This is a genomic window from uncultured Agrobacterium sp. (assembly GCF_913777885.1).
In the GTDB taxonomy this organism is placed as follows: Bacteria; Pseudomonadota; Alphaproteobacteria; order Rhizobiales; family Rhizobiaceae; genus Agrobacterium.
In genome coordinates, this window is record NZ_CAJYTV010000003.1 from 178,825 (window position 1) to 199,255 (window position 20,431).

Genomic DNA, 20,431 nt, shown 5'->3' on the forward strand with positions numbered 1-20,431 from the left:
AACTGTCCTCCTTATGTTAGGGGCAACATAATGGCGGGCGGTCATACGTCCGTTGGAGTTCGGGGAGTTCAATGAACCCAAATTTTAGAAATTTCGCCTTGTGGGCGGTGATTGCTCTTCTGCTGATCGCACTTTTCAGCATGTTTCAGACGTCCCCGTCTCAATCCAGCTCACGCGAAATTCCATATTCGCAATTTATTCGTGACGTCGACACTGGCCGTGTCCGTGAAGTGACGGTAACCGGCAACCGCGTACTGGGCACCTATGCCGAGAACGGCACGACATTCCAAACCTATTCTCCAGTGATCGACGACTCGCTGATGGATCGTCTTCAACAGAAGAACGTCACCATCGTCGCACGGCCTGAAAGCGATGGCTCGTCCGGTTTCCTGAGCTATCTGGGCACGCTGTTGCCGATGTTCCTGATCCTTGGCGTCTGGCTGTTTTTCATGCGGCAGATGCAGGGTGGATCGCGTGGCGCGATGGGCTTTGGCAAATCCAAGGCGAAGCTTCTGACCGAAGCGCATGGCCGCGTCACTTTTGACGACGTCGCCGGCGTGGATGAAGCCAAGCAGGATCTCGAAGAAATCGTCGAATTCCTGCGCGATCCGCAGAAGTTCCAGCGTCTGGGCGGTAAGATCCCGCGTGGTGTGCTGCTCGTTGGTCCTCCCGGTACGGGTAAGACGCTTCTGGCGCGCTCGGTTGCCGGCGAAGCCAATGTTCCGTTCTTCACCATTTCCGGTTCCGACTTCGTCGAAATGTTCGTTGGTGTGGGTGCATCTCGCGTCCGCGACATGTTCGAACAGGCGAAGAAAAACGCGCCCTGCATCATCTTCATCGACGAAATCGACGCCGTCGGTCGCCATCGCGGTGCCGGTCTTGGCGGCGGTAACGATGAGCGCGAGCAGACGCTGAACCAGCTTCTGGTCGAGATGGACGGCTTCGAGGCCAATGAAGGCATCATCCTGATCGCCGCGACCAACCGTCCGGACGTTCTCGACCCGGCACTTCTGCGCCCAGGCCGTTTCGACCGCCAGGTCGTGGTGCCAAACCCGGATATCGTCGGCCGCGAACGCATTCTGAAGGTTCACGCCCGTAACGTGCCGCTGGCGCCGAATGTCGACCTCAAAGTTCTGGCACGCGGCACGCCGGGCTTCTCCGGTGCTGACCTGATGAACCTCGTCAACGAAGCAGCCCTGATGGCCGCGCGTCGCAACAAGCGTGTCGTCACCATGCAGGAATTCGAAGACGCCAAGGATAAGATCATGATGGGTGCGGAACGCCGCACGACCGCCATGACCGAGGCCGAGAAGAAGCTGACCGCCTACCATGAGGCGGGCCACGCTATCACCGCGCTCAACGTGCCGGTGGCCGATCCGCTGCACAAGGCGACGATCATTCCACGTGGCCGCGCACTCGGCATGGTCATGCAGTTGCCCGAAGGCGACCGCTACTCCATGAGCTACAAGTGGATGGTATCGCGCCTCGTTATCATGATGGGCGGCCGCGTTGCCGAAGAGCTGACCTTCGGCAAGGAAAACATCACCTCAGGTGCATCTTCGGATATCGAGCAGGCAACCAAGCTTGCGCGTGCCATGGTGACGCAGTGGGGCTTCTCCGACGAGCTTGGTCAGGTCGCCTATGGCGAGAACCAGCAGGAAGTCTTCCTTGGTCATTCCGTTTCGCAGTCGAAGAACGTTTCCGAGGCGACGGCGCGCACGATCGATAGCGAAGTTCGCCGTCTGATCGACGAAGCCTACACCGAAGCGCGCCGCATCCTGACCGAGAAGCACGACGAGTTCGTAGCTCTTGCCGAAGGCCTGCTGGAATATGAGACGCTGTCCGGCGAAGAAATCAAGGCACTGTTGCGTGGCGAAAAGCCTGCGCGCGACATGGGCGATGATTCGTCGAGCAGCCGCGGTTCCGCAGTCCCCAAAGCCGGCGTCAAGAAGGACGGCTCGAATGAGGCCAAGGGTGACGGCGAGGCGGAAGGCGGCATGGAACCCCAGCCGCGCTAAATCTCGCACAAAAGTCGATGACAAAAGGCCGCTCCAAAAGGGCGGCCTTTTTGTCTGGCGGTGAGCGCGTCCACGTGTTCCGTCATCGTATGCCTCGATCCGTGAATCCGAAGGCTTCAGCCGCAAGCGATTGAGATCTATCTATCATCGCATCGAGCTTGAGGATGAGTGGGGCAATGGAGCTTTGCGTCATGGAAAAGGGCTTGCTGGGAACGCCTCACATCTTAGAGGATGACATACGCGGTTGGCAGATTGCTGCGTCGTGTCACGTGTCTTGCCAGGCAGAACCTTGGCTACCCACCCACGCTTTCCTGGGGAGAAAACCCGCCACTCACGACATATATTTGGTTTTTGCGGTAATTTACGTGCCGCCAGACTCGCTTTGTGGCATCTAGCGGAAAAGGTTGCCGCCTGTCGATGTGTGGCGCCGTCATATATTTGGAGCTCACATGACACGTCGCTATTTCGGAACTGATGGCATTCGCGGGCAGTCGAACGTTTTCCCGATGACCCCGGATCTGGCGATGCGGGTCGGCATTGCCGTTGGCACGATCTTCCGGCGTGGTCATCACCGTCATCGCGTGGTCATCGGCAAGGATACCCGCCTTTCCGGCTATATGCTGGAAAATGCGCTGGTTGCCGGGTTTACCGCTGCCGGTCTCGATGTTTTCCTGCTTGGTCCGATCCCGACGCCTGCCGTCGCCATGCTGACGCGCTCGCTTCGTGCCGATATCGGCGTGATGATCTCGGCCTCGCACAATCCTTTTGCCGATAACGGCATCAAGCTTTTCGGCCCGGATGGCTACAAGCTTTCCGACGAGCTTGAGCTCGAAATTGAGGATCTGCTCGACAAGGATATCTATGCGCAGCTTGCCAAGCCGCATGAAATCGGTCGCGCCAAGCGCGTCGATGGCGACATCTATCGCTATATCGAATTCGTCAAGCGGACGCTCCCGCGCGACGTGACGCTGAGCGGTTTGAGGATCGCCATCGATTGCGCCAATGGCGCAGCCTACAAGGTGGCTCCAACGGCGCTGTGGGAACTCGGCGCGGAAGTTGTCACCATAGGCAACGAGCCGAACGGTACGAACATCAATTTCGAGTGCGGCTCGACCCATCCCGACGCGCTACAGAAGAAGGTGCATGAGGTGCGCGCCGATATCGGCATTGCGCTCGATGGCGATGCCGACCGCGTGATCATCGTCGATGAGCGTGGGCAGATCGTTGACGGCGACCAGCTGATGGCGACGATTGCCCACAGCTGGGCGGAGGACAATATCTTACGCGGCGGTGGTATTGTCGCAACCGTCATGTCCAATCTCGGGCTCGAGCGCTTCCTTGGCGACAAGGGTCTGACACTTGCGCGCACCAAGGTCGGTGACCGCTACGTTGTCGAACATATGCGCAATCACGATTTCAACGTCGGCGGCGAACAGTCCGGCCATATCGTCCTGTCCGATTATGGCACCACCGGTGACGGTCTTGTCGCAGCACTTCAGGTGCTGGCACGGGTAAAACGTTCGGGCCGGACGGTCAGCGAGGTGTGCCGCAAGTTCGAGCCCGTCCCGCAACTCCTCAAGAATGTCCGCATCTCCGGCGGAAAACCCTTGGAAAACCCCGTCGTCAAGCAGGCTATTGCAGATGCGGAAAGCGCGCTTGCTAACAAGGGACGTCTTGTCATTCGCCCATCCGGTACCGAACCCTTGATCCGGGTGATGGCGGAAGGCGACGACAGTGCGCAGGTCGAACGCATCGTCAACGATCTCGTCGGCATCATTGCCAACGCGAAGTCGGCTGCCTGACCGGCATTCTCATCGGGCATGTGCCGCTTTAGCGGGAGGCTTCCTTTCCCTGAAAGCAGCCTTACATCCAGAAGACGCGGGAGGTTTCTGCTGCATCGCATAACCGCAGTGCGGTTTCGCGCAAGACCTGCTTTGGAGATTGCTTACACCGACAGCTGGTCAACGCTGGTAGATGCTGGCTTGAGAAACGCATGAAGGCTTTCGTCGGACATTGGTTTTGAGAACAAGTAGCCCTGAATCAGCGTACAGCCCAGCGTTTTGATGACGGCCAACTCGGCTTCGGTTTCCACGCCTTCCACGATTGTGTCCAGGCCCATTTCCCGGCTTAGCGTCAGCAGAGAGCGTACGATATTGTAGCTGGCGGTATCGTCCTGGATGTTTCTGACGAAGCTGCGGTCGATCTTGAGCTTGGTCAGCGGCAGCGAGTGCAGGGATGTCAGGCTCGAATAGCCGGTGCCGAAATCGTCCAATGAGATACCGCAGCCGATCTTGCGCAGCGCTTCGACAGATTTGCGCGCCTGTCGCGTGTCGTGGATGATGGCCGTTTCCGTGATTTCGAGATCAAGCCGTCGTGGATCGAAGCCGCTATTGACGATGATGGCGATAACGGCGAGCGTGGCTTCGGCACTGTTGATGTCCTGGGCGGAGAGATTGAAAGACAGCCTGATAGTGCCGGGCCAGGTTTTCGCCGCGCCTAGAGCCTTTTTTAGCAGAGGTTTCGTCAGCGTGCCGACGATGCCTGCGCGTTCGGCAATCGGAATAAACTGGCTGGGCGTCACCGCTCCCAAGAGCTTGCTGTCCCAGCGCGCCAGAGCCTCAAAGCCCACTGTTTCCCCTGACGTCACGTCTTGGATTGGCTGGTAGACAACGGATAGCTCTGTATCGAGGTCGGCTTTGCGCAAAGCCTGTTCGATGCGTGCATCCCGGTGAATCTCGACGATGTGCCTTGCTGTAAAGAGCGTGCTGTTGCCGCGGTGTTCGCGCTTGCTTTGGTAGAGAGCGTAATCGGCTCGGTCGAAAAGTTCATCCGGGGTCGATGCGACGTTGGGATAGACGGCGATGCCGATCGAGGCCGAGATCATGATCGTTGCGTCCGGCGTTTCGAATGGAATACGCAAAAGACAGCCCATCTTGTTGCCGTCGTTGAGAATCTCATTATCGTTGATCTGACCGGATGTGATGAAGGCGAACTCGTCGCCGCCCAGGCGAGCGAGAAACATGTTGCGTTGATCGCACAACTCGCCCAGCCTTTCGGCCACCTCCCGCAAGAGCCGATCGCCGGCGGAGTGTCCATAAAGGTCGTTCACCGGCTTGAAGCCGTCCAGATCGATGACGCCGACGGCGAGTCTGTCGTCATTCTGCTGCGCCAGCTTGAAGGATGTTTCGAGGTGATGGAAGAATGCGCGCCTGTTCGGCAGGCCGGTCAGGCTGTCGATATTGGCAAGTCTCAGGTTCTCGTTGCTCAGCGCTTCCGTTTTCTGCTGAGCCAGCACCATCTGTTCGAAGTTGTCGTAATTGATTTTCAGAACCACCAGCATGCCGAAGCAGACGAGCAGAATGTTGATCGCCGTTGCGACCAACGTCAGATGGCCGCTCGTTGCGAAAAAGACCACGAATGTGCCGTTGACGATCGCCGTCACCATGAGCGCGGCAGAGCGCACATGCATCATGCAGAATATGCAGGAGATGACCGTGATGGCCATGTAGAAGGCGACGTGTGACTTCTGGAAGGCGTCGCCATAGGGATAGAGCGTGCAGGACCAGGCGGTGAACGCGACAGCAATGACCGTGCCGAGGATGTTGACCCGTCTCAGGTTAGCCGAAATCTCCGCAATTTCAGGGACTGTGTGCCGTTTGCGCAGCCAGAAGGTGATACGTGCTCCACACATCAGCGTGAAAAGCAGGGGTGTGCCGAGCGACAGCCACACAGGTGCCGTCGATACGTATGTCAACGCCAGCGCCCAAGTGCTCGACAGAAGGATAAAATACATCATCGGCATTTGCCGACTAAAGGCGAGATACTGTGCCCGCAGCAGTTCGGGATTGTCATCAGGTGGGGATGTGATGGCGAAGATGCTTCTCAGGTTCATTTTCAAGCAGGGCCCACTCTGGAACATGTGTTGACCGTCTGGTTCGACGGCTTCTTATCATTGCGTCCTAACCTGCGCGGCGGATAATAGTTTCCATCCTGAAGGCAGTTGTTCCATTCTATACTGGATACCGGTTAATATCGTTCTTTAGAAATACAAATAAGTCGAGGGAATATTGCGGACGTCGTGCAGTTGTGGGCGTCTTTGGGCCTGCAATCCTTGGATGCTCGAAAATGACTGGTTTGGCCAAGAGCATCGTCTGCCAAGGCAAATATTACTGTCGTTAAGACAATATTCACCGCATTTATTAGCGAATTAATATTGATTGGGCTGCACGTTAATCGTCACTTAACCAATTTCATTCAGATTCCATAAATGAAGAAATCACTGGTGTATGCCCGCCTGGCGTATACCGCTTATGGAGCCGCCCGTTATGAAGAAGAGCCTGATCGGTATCGTTGCCGTTCTGATGGCAGGTCAACACGCACTTGCTGCGGATGTCTATCAGACAGCCCCTCCTGCCTATATCGAAAGCGCACCGGAAATTCAGGTGAAAGAGGCCAGCGGCTGGTACCTGCGCGGCGATGTCGGATATTCCTTCAATAAGTTCCGTGGCGGCAGCTTTAACCGCGCTGTGTCTGCATCTGCGATGGAGGATGTGAGCTTCACTAGCGCTTCCCAGAAGGACAGCGTCCTCTTCGGCGCAGGCGTGGGCTATCAGATCAACAATTATCTGCGCACCGACCTGACGGTTGACTATCTCTCGAAGTCTAAATTCCGGGGCACTGCTCCCAGCCTAGAGTCGCACACCTCGCTCCAGGCCTTCGGCCTGATGGCGAACGCCTATGTCGATCTCGGCACCTATGGCCGTGTCACCCCTTATGTCGGCGCAGGTATCGGCGGGGCGCATGTGAAGTGGGACACGTTCAAGACGGATTCCGGTTGCTGCGAATTCGAAGGCAAGGGCAGCTGGCGCTTCGCTTACGCTCTTATGGCTGGTGCCACGGTTGATGTCACCTGCGACTTCAAGGCCGATATCGGTTACCGCTTCCGCCAGATCGGCCAAGGGGAGATGTTCGGTCTCAACGGCGCTGCTGGTCCTGGTCGCGACAAGGGCCTGACATCGCATGAGATTCGTCTCGGTGGCCGTTACGTCTTCAATGGTTGCGATACCGCACAGTATATGCCGCCTGCCGATATTCCGGTTCAGCCTGCCGTTTACAAGTAAACGTCACAGATCGAACGTAGAATTAAGCCGCTCGTATCTTCGCGATACGGGCGGCTTTCGTTTGCGCAGTGACCGGCAGCTGACGCAGATCGGACAAAATTCTTGAAGCTTGCGACATATTCCGCTTGACGGAAATGGGCGAGAGGAATAGCAACGGTGTCAGGACACTCCACCCTAACGTGGAGCGCCTATCTGGAAGGATAGTCAAATGACAGATATAGTGAAGCCGGACGTTCGTCCGGGCAATACGCATTTTTCTTCAGGTCCCTGCTCGAAGCGCCCCGGTTGGTCGCTAGATGCTCTCTCCGATGCACCGCTCGGTCGTTCGCATCGCGCCAAGGTTGGCAAAGCCAAGCTGAAGCAGGCCATTGATCTCACCCGCGAAATTCTGAATGTTCCTGCCGATTACCGCATCGGTATCGTTCCCGCATCCGACACAGGTGCCGTTGAAATGGCCATGTGGTCGCTGCTTGGCGAACGTGGCGTCGACATGCTGGCCTGGGAAAGCTTCGGTGCTGGCTGGGTCACCGATGTCGTCAAGCAGTTGAAGCTCAAGGATGTTCGCAAGTTCGAAGCCGATTACGGCCTGCTGCCGAACCTTGCAGAGGTCGATTTCGACCGCGATGTTGTCTTCACCTGGAACGGCACCACATCTGGTGTCCGCGTCCCCAATGCCGATTTCATTCCTGCCGATCGCAAGGGTCTGACCATTTGCGACGCAACCTCTGCGGCTTTTGCGCAGGATCTTGATTTCACAAAGCTCGATGTCACGACCTTCTCCTGGCAGAAGGTTCTGGGCGGTGAGGGCGGTCATGGCGTCATCATTCTGTCGCCACGCGCTGTCGAGCGCCTGACGACCTATGTTCCGGCCTGGCCGCTGCCGAAGATCTTCCGCATGACGTCTGGCGGCAAGCTGATCGAAGGCATCTTCACCGGCGAAACCATCAATACGCCCTCGATGCTTTGCGTTGAAGACTATATCGATGCGCTTCTCTGGGCGAAGAACCTCGGCGGGCTGAAGGCGCTGATTGCACGCGCTGACGCTAATGCCAAGGTGATCTTCGACTTCGTGACGGAGAACAACTGGATCGCCAATCTGGCGGTTGCGGACGAGACGCGCTCCAACACCTCTGTCTGCCTCAAGATCGTCTGCAAGGACGTTGCAGCGCTTGATGCTGGCGCCCAGGCCGATTTCGCCAAGGGCATGGTTGCCCTTCTCGAAAAGGAAAATGTGGCGCTCGACATCGGCGCCTATCGCGATGCGCCGTCCGGCCTTCGTATCTGGGCTGGTGCGACCATCGAAACGGCCGACATGAAGGCCGTGATGCCCTGGCTGAAATGGGCGTTCGAGACCCAGAAGGCAACGCTTGCCAAGGTTGCGGCCTGATCCATTCCGGCCCTGCGAAGTGCAGGGCCGCGCATTCTTCCCGCTGTTAAAGACTGAACCTCTTTTCAAGGAGCCCATACAATGGCACCTCGCGTACTCGTATCTGACGAACTGTCGGAAACCGCCGTTCAAATCTTCCGCGACCGTGGCGTCGAAGTGGATTTCCAGCCGAAGCTCGGCAAGGACAAGGACAAGCTCGCCGAAATCATCGGCAATTATGATGGTCTTGCCATCCGCTCCGCCACCAAGGCGACGGAAAAGCTGATCGAAGCCGCGACCAATCTGAAGGTCATCGGCCGCGCCGGTATCGGCGTCGACAATGTCGATATTCCGGCGGCATCGCGTCGCGGTATCATCGTCATGAACACGCCTTTCGGCAATTCGATCACCACCGCCGAACACGCCATCGCCCTGATGTTTGCCGTTGCCCGCCAGCTTCCGGCGGCTGACGCCTCCACCCAGGCCGGCAAGTGGGAAAAGTCGAAATTCATGGGTGTCGAAATCACCGGCAAGACGCTCGGCGTCATCGGTGCCGGCAATATCGGCTCCATCGTCTGCTCGCGTGCTCTTGGCCTGAAGATGAACGTCTTGGCCTACGACCCCTTCCTGTCGCCGGAACGGGCCCAGGAAATGGGTGTGACCAAGGTCGAGCTTGATGAGCTGCTGGCACAGGCCGACTTCATCACGCTTCACGTTCCGATGACTGATAAGACGCGCGGCATCCTGGGCGCGGAAAACCTTGCCAAGACTAAGCCTGGCGTGCGCATCGTCAATTGTGCCCGTGGCGGTCTGGTGGATGAGGCAGCGCTCGCCGATGCCATCAAGTCTGGCCATGTCGCCGGTGCCGGTTTCGACGTCTTCGAAGTCGAGCCCGCCACAGAAAGCCCGCTCTTCGGACTGCCGAACGTCGTTTGCACGCCCCACCTTGGTGCGTCGACGACGGAAGCACAGGAAAACGTCGCTTTGCAGGTTGCCGAACAGATGTCGGATTACCTCGTCAAGGGTGCGGTTTCCAACGCCATCAACATGCCGTCCATCACCGCTGACGAAGCGCCACGCCTGAAGCCCTTCATCAAGCTTGCCGACGTTCTCGGCTCGTTCGTTGGCCAGGTGCAGGAAAGCGCGACCAAGGAAATCGAAATTCTTTATGATGGCGCAACCGCCAACATGAACACCAAGGCGCTGACCAGCGCGCTTCTGGCCGGTCTCATTCGTCCGCAGGTGGCAGACGTCAACATGGTTTCGGCACCGATCATGATCAAGGAAAAGGGCATCATCCTCTCCGAGGTCAAGCGCGACAAGACCGGTGTCTATGACGGCTTCATCAAGCTGACCGTCAAGACGGAAAACCAGGTTCGCTCGGTGGCTGGTACGGTGTTCTCGGATGGCAAGGCACGCTTCATCCAGATCAAGAACATCAACATGGACGCCGATGTCGGTCAGCACATGATCTACATCACCAATACCGACACCCCCGGCATGATCGGCTTCATGGGCACGACGCTCGGTGAAGCGGGCGTCAACATCGCCAACTTCCAGTTGGGCCGTGAAGCCAATGGCGGCGATGCGATTGCGCTTCTCTATGTCGATGGTCCGGTCTCGGAAGAGGTGCTGAACAAGCTGCGCGCCAACCCGGCAATCCGCCAGGTCAAGCCGCTGACCTTCAATATCGACTGATCGGCCAGGACTTTTTCTCTGATCCTTGAGCCCGGTGCGGATAGTCCGCACCGGGCTTTTTTTCTTGGCTCGTAAGGCGGGTAACTACCAAGGGTTGTGTATCACGAAATATTTATGGTTTGAGCTCTCAAAATGAAGACCGATAGTTGCTATATGCCTTTCGTTCTTTGTCGCTCAATGGGAGGGCGACCCAACAGGAGATAACGATGTTTGCTGCCATACGGCGCTTTAAGGGTTTGTTCGCAGTTGCCGCCTTGGGGATCGCGGTTTCGTTCGTGGCTGTCGATATGGCAGAAGCACGCCGTGCCAGCGGCGGCTTCGGCAGCCGTGGAACGCGGACCTTTTCGGCACCGCCCGCGACCAATACAGCGCCGGGCCAGGCCGCGCCGATCAACCGTAGTATGACGCCCAACACCAACCCGACGTCTCAGCCGAATGCGGCTCAGCCGGCGCGCCCAACGGCGCAGGCACCGCAGCAGAACCGAGGCATGTTCGGTGGCATGATGGGCGGTCTCATGGGTGGCCTGTTGATGGGCGGCCTGTTCGGCATGCTGATGGGCGGCGGTTTCGGTGGTATGGCAGGCTTCTTCGGCATGCTGCTACAGGTGCTGCTGATCGGCGGTCTTGTGATGCTTGCCATGCGCTTTTTCGCATCGCGTCGCCACGGCCAGCCGGCCTATGGCGGAGCTTCCAGCTCAAACAATGCGCGTAACGACTATTCCGGCAATGACGGAAAAGGGCAGGGTGGCTTCAAGATCCCGCAGATGGGTTCCAGAGCCGGCGCCTTTGGTGGCGCTGCTGCGGCAACGGCGGCTGCCGCGCCAGCTGCGCCGAAGCCCGCGCCGCATGAAAACGCCATGTCCGAAGGCGATGAAATCGGTGTGACGCATGGTGACCTCGAAACCTTTCAGCACATGTTGCAGCAGGTACAGTCTGCCTATGCTGCCGAGGACTACGGCACGCTTCGCAAGCTGACCACACCGGAAGCCATGTCCTATCTGGCCGAAGAGCTCAGCGATCACGCAACGAGCGGCGTGAAGAACGACGTGCGCGATGTGACGCTACTCCAGGGCGACGTTGCGGAAGCATGGCATGAAAACGGTCAGGACTACGCCACTGTCGCTATGCGCTACTCGGCAATAGACATCATGCGTGATCGCACCACCGGAAAGGTGATTGAAGGCAACGAGCACGAGCCGGAGGAATCGACCGAGATGTGGACCTTCGTTCGCAAGGATGGTTCCGAGTGGCAGGTCGCAGCCATCCAGGCTGCGGCGTAAGCTCTCACTTTCTTAAATAATAAAGGCGTCGGGATTTGTATTCCGGCGCCTTTTTGTTTTTACCGCTTTGCACTGGTCAGCAGTCGCTTTCGGCAGATGGCCTGAATGCCGGAAAAAGGAGCGCCGCATCCTTGTCCATTTATTGCCTTTTTTTGTTCATCCCGCATTCAGTCGCAGCCTTTTAACCCAGAAAGGCACACGTCAACGTGAACCGCTCGCGTTTTAGCAAATGCGCGCATAGGCGGAACCGCCGCCTTCTATTCGCGTTGACAATCCGAACTTCGGGCCGACCCACGGACAAACCCGAGTAGAGGAACACGGCGACCGATCATAAGCGCGGTCCGCGAAATGGAGAGCTTTAACGATGAAACGCTTCGACCTGATCGACGGGATGCGCGGCTATTTCCTCGTCTTTATGCTGATCAACCATCTGGTCTTCGCAGGCGGTTTCTGGCTGGTGGAAATCAACCACCGTCAGTTTGCCTTCGTTGAGGACGCGCAGGGCTTCGTGTTCCTGTCCGGCCTGCTGATCGGCATGGTGTATGCCCGCAAGATGGTGAAATACGGCTACGAGGCCGGGCGCGACATGATTTGGAACCGCGCCCTTGAACTGTACAAATACGCAATGGGGCTGGTGATCGCAGTCCTCTTCGCGCGCATGGTCATCCCGCATGCGCCTTACATCTGGTACAACTGGCTCGGCATGACATCGTTTGACGATCCGCTGCGGTTGGCAGCGATTGCCACCTTCCTGTTCCAGCCGACCTTCATGGACATTCTGCCGCAGTATATCGTCTACATGGTATTCGCGCCGTTCCTGGTGAAGCTCTGCCTCGACGGCAAATGGGCCTACGTCATGGCCGGTTCGCTCCTGGTGTGGATGGCGGGTCAGCTCGGTCTGCAGCAGCTTTTCACCACGCCGATGAACGAGGTGGTAAAGGGGGTAGACGAGCAGGGCATTCGCGTCAGCTTCAACCTGTTCGGCTGGCAGCTTGTGTTCTATACCGCCTTGGTACTGGGTGCGATGACGGCGCAGAACCGCATTCCGTGGACGAAGATTTTCTCGCCGGAGCGCAGCTGGATTGCAAAGGCCGCGCTGATCGTCTGCGTCTTCTTTGTTCCGCTGCGTATTGCGACGGCCTGGAATTTGATGCCGGAGTTCATGCTCGGCAAGTTCTCGACCATGGAAATCCGCGCCGATTTCGGCCCGGTCTACCTGATCAACTTTCTGGCAGTTGGCGTTGGCCTGACATGGCTGATCATTGCCGGTCCCAAGCATCACAACCCAATCGTACAAAAGATCGCCGCTGGCGTGATCTGGGTGCTGTCTCTGAAGTTTCTGCAGCTTCTCGGCCGCCACTCGCTTCAGGTCTATGTCTGGCATGTCGCCATCGTCTACGGCATCTACTACCTGGATGGCCGCACTGCGGAACTGACGCAAATCCAAAAGACCGCGATTGCCGTCGTCGGCATTGCGATGCTGGCAATCCCAGCCCTCTGGCGCGAACGCGACAAGTGGATCGGCGACAGCCAGAAGACTGCTGGCGCCTGATCCGGCAACACAGAGACAAATCCTCTACGGGGTGGCACGTGCCACCCCGTACTTGCGTTTAAGGGCTTTTCTTTCTATATGCAGCGCTTGAAAATCCGAGCCTGCGCGCCTCTCTGAGGCTGGGTGCAATGGATTTGACGACAGGCGGCGGGGCCTTTACCCCCGTTATGACTGACGATTGGAAAAACCTTGAATACGCTCGACTTTGACAAGAAGCCGGAAGACACCCGGATTGTCGTTGCCATGTCCGGTGGCGTCGATTCCTCCGTAGTGGCTGGCATTCTCAAGCGTGAGGGCTATGACGTCCTCGGCATTACCCTCCAGCTTTACGACCACGGCGCCGCCGTTCATCGCGCCGGCTCCTGTTGTGCGGGCCAAGATATCGACGATGCGCGTCGCGTCTGCGAAACGCTCGGCATTCCCCATTATGTGCTGGATTATGAAGCGCGCTTTCGCGAAACCGTGATCAACCCGTTTGCAGAAGCTTATGCCATGGGCGAAACGCCTGTGCCCTGCGTTGCCTGCAACCAGACGGTCAAGTTTGCCGATCTGCTCGCCACCGCCCAGGAACTGGGTGCAGATGCACTGGCGACAGGTCACTACATCCGCTCGCGTCGTAACCCCGTGCCGGGCAATCCCAACCGCCGCGCGCTCTATCGCCCGATCGATAGCGACCGTGACCAGAGCTGGTTCCTGTTTGCCACCACGCAGGAGCAGATCGACTATTTACGCTTTCCGCTTGGCGGGCTGTCCAAGGCGGAAACACGTGCGCTGGCGGAAGAGATGGGGCTTGTCGTTGCGAAGAAGGCGGACAGCCAGGACATCTGTTTCGTGCCGCAGGGCAAGTATACCGATATCATCAACAAGCTGAAGCCAAATGCAGCGCTTGTGGGTGATATCGTGCATCTGGACGGCCGCGTGCTTGGCCGCCATGACGGTATCGTGCATTACACCATCGGCCAGCGCCGCGGCATCGGTGTCGCAACAGGCGAGCCGCTCTATGTGGTGCATCTCGACGCCCGTGGCCGCCGCGTGATCGTGGGCCCGCGCGAGGCGCTGGAAACCCACCGCGTCTATCTGCGTGACATGAACTGGCTGGGCGACGGCGCGCTTGAAGACGACGCCGCTGGTGGCTTCGCCTGTTTCGCCAAGGTCCGCTCCACCCGCCCACCGGCAGAGGCCGTTCTCCATACAGACGAGAAGGGCATCTATGTGGATCTCGCCATCGGCGAGGCCGGCATCGCACCTGGCCAGGCTTGCGTTCTCTACTCCGCACCCGGACCAGACGCCCGCGTCTATGGCGGCGGTTTTATCGAGCGTTCGGAGCGCTCCGCGGAAGCGGAAGCATCGCTCAAAGCGCTGCTCGCCAACCCGGTCGCAGCCTGAAATCGGGCCGTGGGCTGGGGCTGTAGAAAGACTGACTTTTTGCGCAGGTTGCGCTTGACACCTTGGGGAGCGGCACCTTATAAGCCGCTCATCCTGATGAAACGGGCCGCAGATCGCAGCTTTGTTTCCCTCGTGGCGGGGTAGCTCAGGTGGTTAGAGCAGCGGAATCATAATCCGCGTGTCGGGGGTTCAAGTCCCTCTCCCGCTACCATTCTCTCACTAGTTGTTTTAGCTTCAGCAGATCAAGATCTTGGATAGTGCTGAACGCGTGCGCCTTGCCCGTTGTTTATCAGGTTAAACCGCCGTCCTATCAAATGCGCTGCATCACAACGCACTCACGACAACCAGCCCGACCAAGAAAATTATGACCAATGGCACCATGACGCGACGCACTTTGCGTTCCGCTTCGGTTTTTGGTGTGTTGGCGCCGCCGAACAGGCTGCCCAAGAGCGATTCAATGAAGCATGAGATCATTCCAGTTCAACCGTTCACGCGATTGGGAATGGAGCCCGCCTGAATGGCGGGCTCCATGATTTTACCAGCGGTAGTCATATCCGCCTCTACGCCACTCACGCTCGCGCTCCCACGCTCGGCGCTCGTGCCATTCTCGTCTCGCCTGACGCTCGCGCCACTCTCTCCGGGCTTCCCACGGATCTCTGCGATCCCAGGCACGCTCGTAACGCGGGGGTCCGTTTGGGCGGCAGAAGCCATGCGGCGAGAGGTGGTATCCGCGCCCGCAGGCATAATCGACCGTCTGGATATCGCTCATCGTGGGTGCTGCAGGCTGGGCGAGAGGCATAGCACTCGCACCTGTTCCCATCAAACCGCTGACCAGTAACGCAACGCTTAGAACGATCTTGCGCATTTTCATCACTCCTCTTTGAGTGACCTCATTTAGCTCTCAGTCGCGTGAACGGCTTCTGAATGGATTTTGATCATTTCATGGCAAAAAGGTGCCTGGATGCCTGGAAGCAATCCGGCCACTTGTTGCCATGTATTTCTTTTAACGTCGCCGGTAGATGGAGTTGTTCGCTCCGCTATCGGCCCAGTCCCTGCCGTTTTCGCGGCGCCAGTCACATCGCCCCGCATAGGGATGGGAGACGTCGTTCTGTCCGTAACCACAGGTTTGACCGCGTGCGCCCATGCTGCCGTATCCGGCGCCGTTGTAACGGTCATCGACGCAACTGCTCAAAAAGCCGATCGATAAAAGGCAAATTGCTGCGCTTAGAAATTTCATATCTTTTCTCCAGGTGAGTGAGAACAACTGTCTCTTAGGTTCTCGGTTCCTCGCGACCGGGAAGCATCCGTGCTTGTTCTGACGTTTGTGGGGCGTTCTTGAGTCGCCACCGGTTTGTTCCGCCACAGCGGAAATATATAAATAGGAACAGAGTGCCCTCCGACTTGTTGGATTAGCGTAACGACAACAACGCTTGGAGGAAAGCAGATGAAGAAGATTCTCGTTGGAACGGTTTTTGCGTTGAGTTTTGCGTCTTTGGCGATGGCTCAGGGTGCGGGCAGTGGTTCTGGAGGCGCTGGTGGCTCTGGCGCTGCCGGTGCGGGTTCCAGCTCAAGTTCTGATGGTACGGGTACCGGCGCAGGCGCTGGCGGTGCGTCTGGTACTGGCGCATCCGGAACCGGTTCATCCGGCGCTGGCACGACCGGCTCAGGCACGACGACCGCACTTGGCACAACGGCGCCTGGCACGAATGGCTCCGGTGCCGCATCTCCCACGCCAAATTCTGATACCAACAACACCGACTGCGCGCCCGGTGCAAATGGAAATCAGGGCACAACAGCCGGCAACTCATCTCAGACAAATTGCCCGGCCAATTAACGTGCAGGCATAAACATGACAGAAGGGAGCGCTGGCTTGCCAGGCTCCCTTTCCTGTATCGCAACTTAACACAAGCTCCCTAAGGCATCCACATGGAATCTCAGCGCCGAAGAGGGCGAACGCTTCGACATCATAGAGGCTGAGGTAAAAACTGCTCGCAGCCGAAAGGGTGTGGCGATTTCTCGCGTGTGGACATCGGAAAACCGTCGCAGAGCTTAACCTTGGTGTAGGCCAGTTCACGAATGTCGTTGATAAAATACCACACGGCTGGAACTCTGCTTCACCCTACGGTCTTATAAATGTTAGTGTTGTCTTATGTTTGTCACATAGCGTGATCGCGGCTTCGCACTACGGAGCAAAATGTGGGCGCACGGTAGGGTTGCGCCCGTTTGGAGAGGGATATGGATTGCCTTTTAGGCAAGGACATCAACGAGGTAGGGTATTATTCCTGGGACGTCACCGAGAACTGGCTTTCGCTAGACCGGGTGAGTGCCGCGATCTGCGGGTTTTCGGAGGCGGAAGGGGCGGAGGGAATGACGATCGAGGCGTTTCTGATGAGGGTCGCACCATCCAGCCGGGAAAGAGTAGCGAAGGCCATCCACGACAATCTCCTCAATGGCAACCTGTACCAGGAGGATTATGAGATCGAAATCGATCCTGAGCGTTATCGGTGGATCAGAGTTGGGGGCCGGATCATTTACGATCGAGACAGGATGCCGATCAAAGGTGTTGGCTGGATGATAGACATAACTGTAGAAAAACTGCTTGGCGGTGTGGGGCTGCGCCAGTAAAATCACACGCCATATGCCACACGAGCCGCAGGTGGCGCGGCTCGTGGAGTTTTGGCGCTTTCGCTGCGCCTCTTACCAGCTCTGGCGTCCATACCAGCTGTCGACGTCGTCTTTGACGCGGTCTTTTTCGACGCCGTAGCGCTCCTGGATCTTGCCTTCCAGCTGGTCGCGCTTGCCTGCAATCTGATCAAGGTCGTCATCTGTGAGCTTGCCCCACTGTTCCTTGATCTTGCCCTTGACCTGCTTCCAGTTACCTTCTACGCGGTTCCAATCCATGATGTGTCTCCTCTATTATAGTCTGTCAAAGTAACGGCTGAAAGAAGAGCCGGTTCCAATTATTGAGTGATTGATAATTGGTTAAAATCTGATTCGACTTCTGATTCGATCGGGTGTAGAACTTAATCGTTCACGGAAATTTACATCGTTTGTCAGCATGTTACGGGAGGATGAGCCTTGTCGTACGCGGCATTTCAACGAGTTGGCGCACAATTGTCGCCCCAGCAAATTACGGATCTGCAGACGATCTTTGACGGTGTTTGTTTCGAGTGCCTTGAAGATCGCAGCAGCCCGGTTGCCAATGAGTGCGCTGCCATACTGATCCGCAGCGCTCAGCGCGGCATACTCGATCACGATCTGCTTCGAGATATCGGAAAAGCGGTTCTGAGGCGCCACTGACGTAAATCGGGCGCTACGGATGTGACGCCGATCTGTTATGGATGGCCCAAAACGCCGGAGCAGGTCTGAATAGCTTCAATCCGCTTCGGTTTTAGTTTCAGTTAGAGAGAAGCGCCCGGTCAATTCCGGGCGCTTTTTCGTGTCAGGCTTTTTCCTGTACGTGGGCTTCCAGGAACCAGAGCGATTTATCGAGATCGCGAGAGGCCGCGGTGAAGATATCGGCCGTATTGGCGTCGCCCGCCTCATCCGCCTCATCGATCGACTTGCGCACCAGATTGGCGACGTCGCCATAGCGCTCGATCAGCTCTGCCAGGTGGTCATGGATCTTGTAGATGTCCGTGGGGTAGGCCTTCAGCTTGGTCGTGGAGGACACGCTTTGGAGGCTTCCAAGTGCGGTGCCGCCCAGCTGAACGGCGCGTTCGGCGACAATGTCTGTGTGGTTGTCGATCAGCTTGCGGAAGCTGTCGAGCAACTCGTGGACTGCGATGAACTGAGGGCCCTTGAGGTTCCAGTGGGCCTGCTTGGTCAGAAGCGCCAGGTCGATCATCGAGGCGAGCGCTTCGTTCAAAAGCCCGATTACCGTTGCCTTGGCGTTGGAGGGCAGGTCGTTTTTGGTCTTGTGAGTCTTCATTGTCATCTCCTGAACGGGTGCGGAAACGCTCCGCATCTTCATTTTCACGAGAGCAACGGACAGGGCCGTATGATGTTCCGCCGCGTTTCAGAGGCGCGTCGAAAATTCCGCCCCGCTATGGCGAAGGTTCAGTTTTCCGGATAGTCGCTGATGATTTCGCGACGCAGCAGCGTCAGTGAGCGGTCCGGCTCTATACGGTAGGTTTCCAGAGCGAGACGACCGTCACCGGTTCTGAAACTGTGGCTCATTGTGGAACCGGCAGGGGCTTTGGTCAGCCTGCCATGCGGTTGACCGCCATAGGTGATGCTGCCGGGGATTGGCTCGACACTTGAGGCCGTCGAAGTACAGGAGGCAAGCGCCAGAACGAGAAGAAGGCTGAGCTTTCGCATGATGGTCCCATGGCTGTCACAGAGTGAATACTAATGAGTTTAACTCAGGTTCGGTGGCGTGTGTTCCGGATTGCAGTGCATGGCGATCTCATCGGAGCATCGAGCCATGAAAAAACCCCGCATCGGAAAACGATGCGGGGCTGCCGGTCTTGGGAGGTTTCGTCGTTCGGTATCAGTCTTCGTTGGCCGCAAGCTGCGTCAGAACCTGTCCACGTCCACGGATACGCATAATCAGCGGAATGATGAAGGCGGCGGCAGCGACGAGGAAGAGGCCGACGGCAATCGGTGAGGTAAAGAGCACCGAAGGATCACCCTGACCGATGGCCAGCGCACGGCGCAGCTGCTGTTCGGCCAGCGGGCCGAGGATAAGGCCAACGACGGCTGGCGCAATCGGATAGCCGAAGATGCGCATGATGTAGCCGAGGATACCGAATGCCAGCAGCATGCCGAGTTCGAAGACCGAGGGGTTGGCGCCGATGGTGCCGAGCGTCGCAAACAGCAGAATGCCAGCATAGAGCCATGGCTTTGGAATGGTCAGCAGTTTCACCCAGAGGCCGATCAGCGGCAGGTTCAACACCAGCAGCATGAGGTTGGCGATGAAGAGGCTGGCAATCAGGCCCCAGACGAGCTGCGGGTTGGTGGCAAACAGCAGCGGGCCGGGTTGCAGGCCATATTGCTGGAAACCGGCCAGCATGATGGCAGCCGTTGCCGTGGTGGGCAGGCCGAGCGTCAGAAGCGGAACGAGCGTACCGGCAGCCGAGGCATTGTTGGCCGCTTCCGGACCGGCCACACCTTCGATGGCGCCTTCACCAAATTCTTCCGGATATTTGGTCAGCTTCTTTTCGGTCGCGTAAGACAGGAAGGTGCCGATTTCCGCGCCGCCCGCAGGCATGGCGCCAATGGGGAAGCCGATCAAGGTGCCGCGCAGCCATGGCTTCCAGGAGCGTGCCCAGTCCTGCGCGCTCATCCAGACCGAACCCTTGACGGCTTCGACCTTGTCTTCGCCTGTCTGGCCTTGAGCCACGATGAAGAGTGTCTCGCCGATGGCGAACATGGCGACCGCCAATGTGGTGACCTCGATGCCATCGAGAAGATCCGGCACCCCGAAGCTCATGCGCGTCTGACCCGTCAGCTGGTCGATGCCGACAATCGCAAGGGCAAAGCCGATGAAGAGCGAGGTGAGGCCGCGCAGCGCGGAATCGCCGAAAGCGGACGAAACGGTGACGAAGGCCAGAACCATCAGCGCAAAATATTCGCGCGGGCCGAAGACCAGCGCCAGCTTGACGATATAGGGCGCGACGAAGGCGAGCGCGATCGTTGCGATCAGACCAGCGACGAAGGAGCCGATGGCGGCGGTGGCAAGCGCTGGACCGCCACGACCCTTGCGGGCCATCTTGTTGCCTTCCAGCGCGGTCACGATCGAGGCGCTTTCGCCTGGCGTATTCAGCAGGATCGAGGTGGTCGAGCCACCATACATGCCGCCATAATAGATACCGGCAAACATGATCAGCGAACCTGCGGGATCAAGCCGGTAGGTGACGGGCAGGAGAAGGGCGACGGTCAGCGCCGGGCCGATACCGGGCAGAACGCCCACGGCGGTGCCGAGCGTCACGCCGATCAGCGCGTAGAGCAGGTTCATGGGTTGGGCTGCAACCTCAAGACCGTGCAATAGAAATTCGAATGTGCTCATA

Annotated in this window: 17 protein-coding genes and 1 tRNA gene; 11 read left to right on the forward strand and 7 right to left on the reverse strand. The window is 57.8% G+C overall.

From position 1 onward, the window contains the following. The first annotated feature begins 71 nt into the window (after nt 1-71). On the forward strand, nt 72-2,018 hold the full coding sequence (ftsH, locus tag QZ869_RS01840) for an ATP-dependent zinc metalloprotease FtsH (protein WP_296036273.1): 1,947 nt from the start codon (nt 72-74) through the stop codon (nt 2,016-2,018). A 449-nt stretch (nt 2,019-2,467) separates the two neighbouring features. Then, complete coding sequence (gene glmM, locus QZ869_RS01845) at nt 2,468-3,820, forward strand: phosphoglucosamine mutase (RefSeq protein ID WP_296020568.1); 1,353 nt, start codon at nt 2,468-2,470, stop codon at nt 3,818-3,820. A gap of 143 nt (nt 3,821-3,963) precedes the next feature. On the opposite strand, the gene QZ869_RS01850 is transcribed toward glmM, so the two are convergent. Next, complete coding sequence (locus QZ869_RS01850) at nt 3,964-5,910, reverse strand: EAL domain-containing protein (protein ID WP_296102200.1); 1,947 nt, start codon at nt 5,908-5,910, stop codon at nt 3,964-3,966. Nucleotides 5,911-6,343: 433 nt separating this feature from the next. Between QZ869_RS01850 and QZ869_RS01855 the strand changes: the two genes are divergently transcribed. From QZ869_RS01855 to QZ869_RS01885, 7 genes are all read left to right on the forward strand, one after another. Then, complete coding sequence (locus tag QZ869_RS01855; RefSeq protein WP_296102202.1) at nt 6,344-7,138, forward strand: outer membrane protein; 795 nt, start codon at nt 6,344-6,346, stop codon at nt 7,136-7,138. Between the two features lie 208 nt (nt 7,139-7,346). Continuing rightward, nucleotides 7,347-8,525: a phosphoserine transaminase gene (locus QZ869_RS01860; protein WP_296102204.1), complete on the forward strand. Its 1,179-nt coding sequence runs from the start codon at nt 7,347-7,349 to the stop codon at nt 8,523-8,525. Nucleotides 8,526-8,606: 81 nt separating this feature from the next. Next, nucleotides 8,607-10,202 carry a phosphoglycerate dehydrogenase gene (gene serA / locus QZ869_RS01865; protein ID WP_296078579.1) on the forward strand — a complete coding sequence of 532 codons (1,596 nt, stop codon included), beginning with the start codon at nt 8,607-8,609 and terminating at the stop codon, nt 10,200-10,202. Between the two features lie 206 nt (nt 10,203-10,408). Further along, complete coding sequence (locus QZ869_RS01870) at nt 10,409-11,482, forward strand: Tim44 domain-containing protein (protein ID WP_296102206.1); 1,074 nt, start codon at nt 10,409-10,411, stop codon at nt 11,480-11,482. A gap of 364 nt (nt 11,483-11,846) precedes the next feature. Continuing rightward, entirely contained in the window at nt 11,847-13,034 is a 1,188-nt protein-coding gene (locus tag QZ869_RS01875; protein ID WP_296020556.1) for an OpgC family protein, read from the forward strand. 189 nt (nt 13,035-13,223) lie between these two features. Further along, nucleotides 13,224-14,420 (forward strand): tRNA 2-thiouridine(34) synthase MnmA, encoded by a 1,197-nt coding sequence (gene mnmA, locus QZ869_RS01880; protein WP_296096797.1) that lies wholly within the window; start codon nt 13,224-13,226, stop codon nt 14,418-14,420. Between the two features lie 134 nt (nt 14,421-14,554). Beyond that, a tRNA-Met gene (locus QZ869_RS01885) sits at nt 14,555-14,631 on the forward strand. A gap of 324 nt (nt 14,632-14,955) precedes the next feature. On the opposite strand, the gene QZ869_RS01890 is transcribed toward QZ869_RS01885, so the two are convergent. Then, nucleotides 14,956-15,285 carry a hypothetical protein gene (locus QZ869_RS01890; protein ID WP_296102207.1) on the reverse strand — a complete coding sequence of 110 codons (330 nt, stop codon included), beginning with the start codon at nt 15,283-15,285 and terminating at the stop codon, nt 14,956-14,958. Nucleotides 15,286-15,423: 138 nt separating this feature from the next. Further along, entirely contained in the window at nt 15,424-15,657 is a 234-nt protein-coding gene (locus QZ869_RS01895) for a hypothetical protein (protein ID WP_296102209.1), read from the reverse strand. Nucleotides 15,658-15,864: 207 nt separating this feature from the next. Here QZ869_RS01895 and QZ869_RS01900 point away from each other — a divergent pair, with 207 nt between their 5' ends. Further along, complete coding sequence (locus tag QZ869_RS01900; protein ID WP_296102211.1) at nt 15,865-16,254, forward strand: hypothetical protein; 390 nt, start codon at nt 15,865-15,867, stop codon at nt 16,252-16,254. Nucleotides 16,255-16,655: 401 nt separating this feature from the next. Next, entirely contained in the window at nt 16,656-17,045 is a 390-nt protein-coding gene (locus tag QZ869_RS01905; protein WP_296016675.1) for a PAS domain-containing protein, read from the forward strand. Between the two features lie 72 nt (nt 17,046-17,117). On the opposite strand, the gene QZ869_RS01910 is transcribed toward QZ869_RS01905, so the two are convergent. From QZ869_RS01910 to QZ869_RS01925, 4 genes are all read right to left on the reverse strand, one after another. Beyond that, nucleotides 17,118-17,321 carry a CsbD family protein gene (locus tag QZ869_RS01910; RefSeq protein ID WP_296016676.1) on the reverse strand — a complete coding sequence of 68 codons (204 nt, stop codon included), beginning with the start codon at nt 17,319-17,321 and terminating at the stop codon, nt 17,118-17,120. Nucleotides 17,322-17,862: 541 nt separating this feature from the next. After that, nucleotides 17,863-18,357, reverse strand: a complete 495-nt coding sequence (gene dps, locus QZ869_RS01915; protein WP_296016686.1) for a DNA starvation/stationary phase protection protein Dps — start codon at nt 18,355-18,357, stop codon at nt 17,863-17,865. Between the two features lie 122 nt (nt 18,358-18,479). Further along, nucleotides 18,480-18,740 (reverse strand): hypothetical protein, encoded by a 261-nt coding sequence (locus tag QZ869_RS01920; protein ID WP_296078333.1) that lies wholly within the window; start codon nt 18,738-18,740, stop codon nt 18,480-18,482. Between the two features lie 172 nt (nt 18,741-18,912). Beyond that, the gene (locus QZ869_RS01925) at nt 18,913-20,430 is read right to left on the reverse strand and encodes a tripartite tricarboxylate transporter permease (protein WP_296016679.1); all 1,518 of its coding nucleotides are present in this window, start codon (nt 20,428-20,430) and stop codon (nt 18,913-18,915) included. Between the last annotated feature and the right edge of the window lies 1 nt (nt 20,431).

Bases quoted from the DNA above. Each gene is read 5' to 3' on its own strand.
- dps (WP_296016686.1), bottom strand. From the start codon at position 18,357: ATGACAATGAAGACTCACAAGACCAAAAACGACCTGCCCTCCAACGCC.
- QZ869_RS01860 (WP_296102204.1), top strand. From the start codon at position 7,347: ATGACAGATATAGTGAAGCCGGACGTTCGTCCGGGCAATACGCATTTT.
- QZ869_RS01850 (WP_296102200.1), bottom strand. From the start codon at position 5,910: ATGAACCTGAGAAGCATCTTCGCCATCACATCCCCACCTGATGACAAT.
- QZ869_RS01910 (WP_296016676.1), bottom strand. From the start codon at position 17,321: ATGGATTGGAACCGCGTAGAAGGTAACTGGAAGCAGGTCAAGGGCAAG.
- QZ869_RS01920 (WP_296078333.1), bottom strand. From the start codon at position 18,740: ATGCGAAAGCTCAGCCTTCTTCTCGTTCTGGCGCTTGCCTCCTGTACT.
- QZ869_RS01895 (WP_296102209.1), bottom strand. From the start codon at position 15,657: ATGAAATTTCTAAGCGCAGCAATTTGCCTTTTATCGATCGGCTTTTTG.
- QZ869_RS01900 (WP_296102211.1), top strand. From the start codon at position 15,865: ATGAAGAAGATTCTCGTTGGAACGGTTTTTGCGTTGAGTTTTGCGTCT.
- QZ869_RS01855 (WP_296102202.1), top strand. From the start codon at position 6,344: ATGAAGAAGAGCCTGATCGGTATCGTTGCCGTTCTGATGGCAGGTCAA.
- ftsH (WP_296036273.1), top strand. From the start codon at position 72: ATGAACCCAAATTTTAGAAATTTCGCCTTGTGGGCGGTGATTGCTCTT.
- QZ869_RS01870 (WP_296102206.1), top strand. From the start codon at position 10,409: ATGTTTGCTGCCATACGGCGCTTTAAGGGTTTGTTCGCAGTTGCCGCC.
- serA (WP_296078579.1), top strand. From the start codon at position 8,607: ATGGCACCTCGCGTACTCGTATCTGACGAACTGTCGGAAACCGCCGTT.
- QZ869_RS01890 (WP_296102207.1), bottom strand. From the start codon at position 15,285: ATGCGCAAGATCGTTCTAAGCGTTGCGTTACTGGTCAGCGGTTTGATG.
- QZ869_RS01905 (WP_296016675.1), top strand. From the start codon at position 16,656: ATGGATTGCCTTTTAGGCAAGGACATCAACGAGGTAGGGTATTATTCC.
- QZ869_RS01925 (WP_296016679.1), bottom strand. From the start codon at position 20,430: ATGAGCACATTCGAATTTCTATTGCACGGTCTTGAGGTTGCAGCCCAA.
- QZ869_RS01875 (WP_296020556.1), top strand. From the start codon at position 11,847: ATGAAACGCTTCGACCTGATCGACGGGATGCGCGGCTATTTCCTCGTC.
- glmM (WP_296020568.1), top strand. From the start codon at position 2,468: ATGACACGTCGCTATTTCGGAACTGATGGCATTCGCGGGCAGTCGAAC.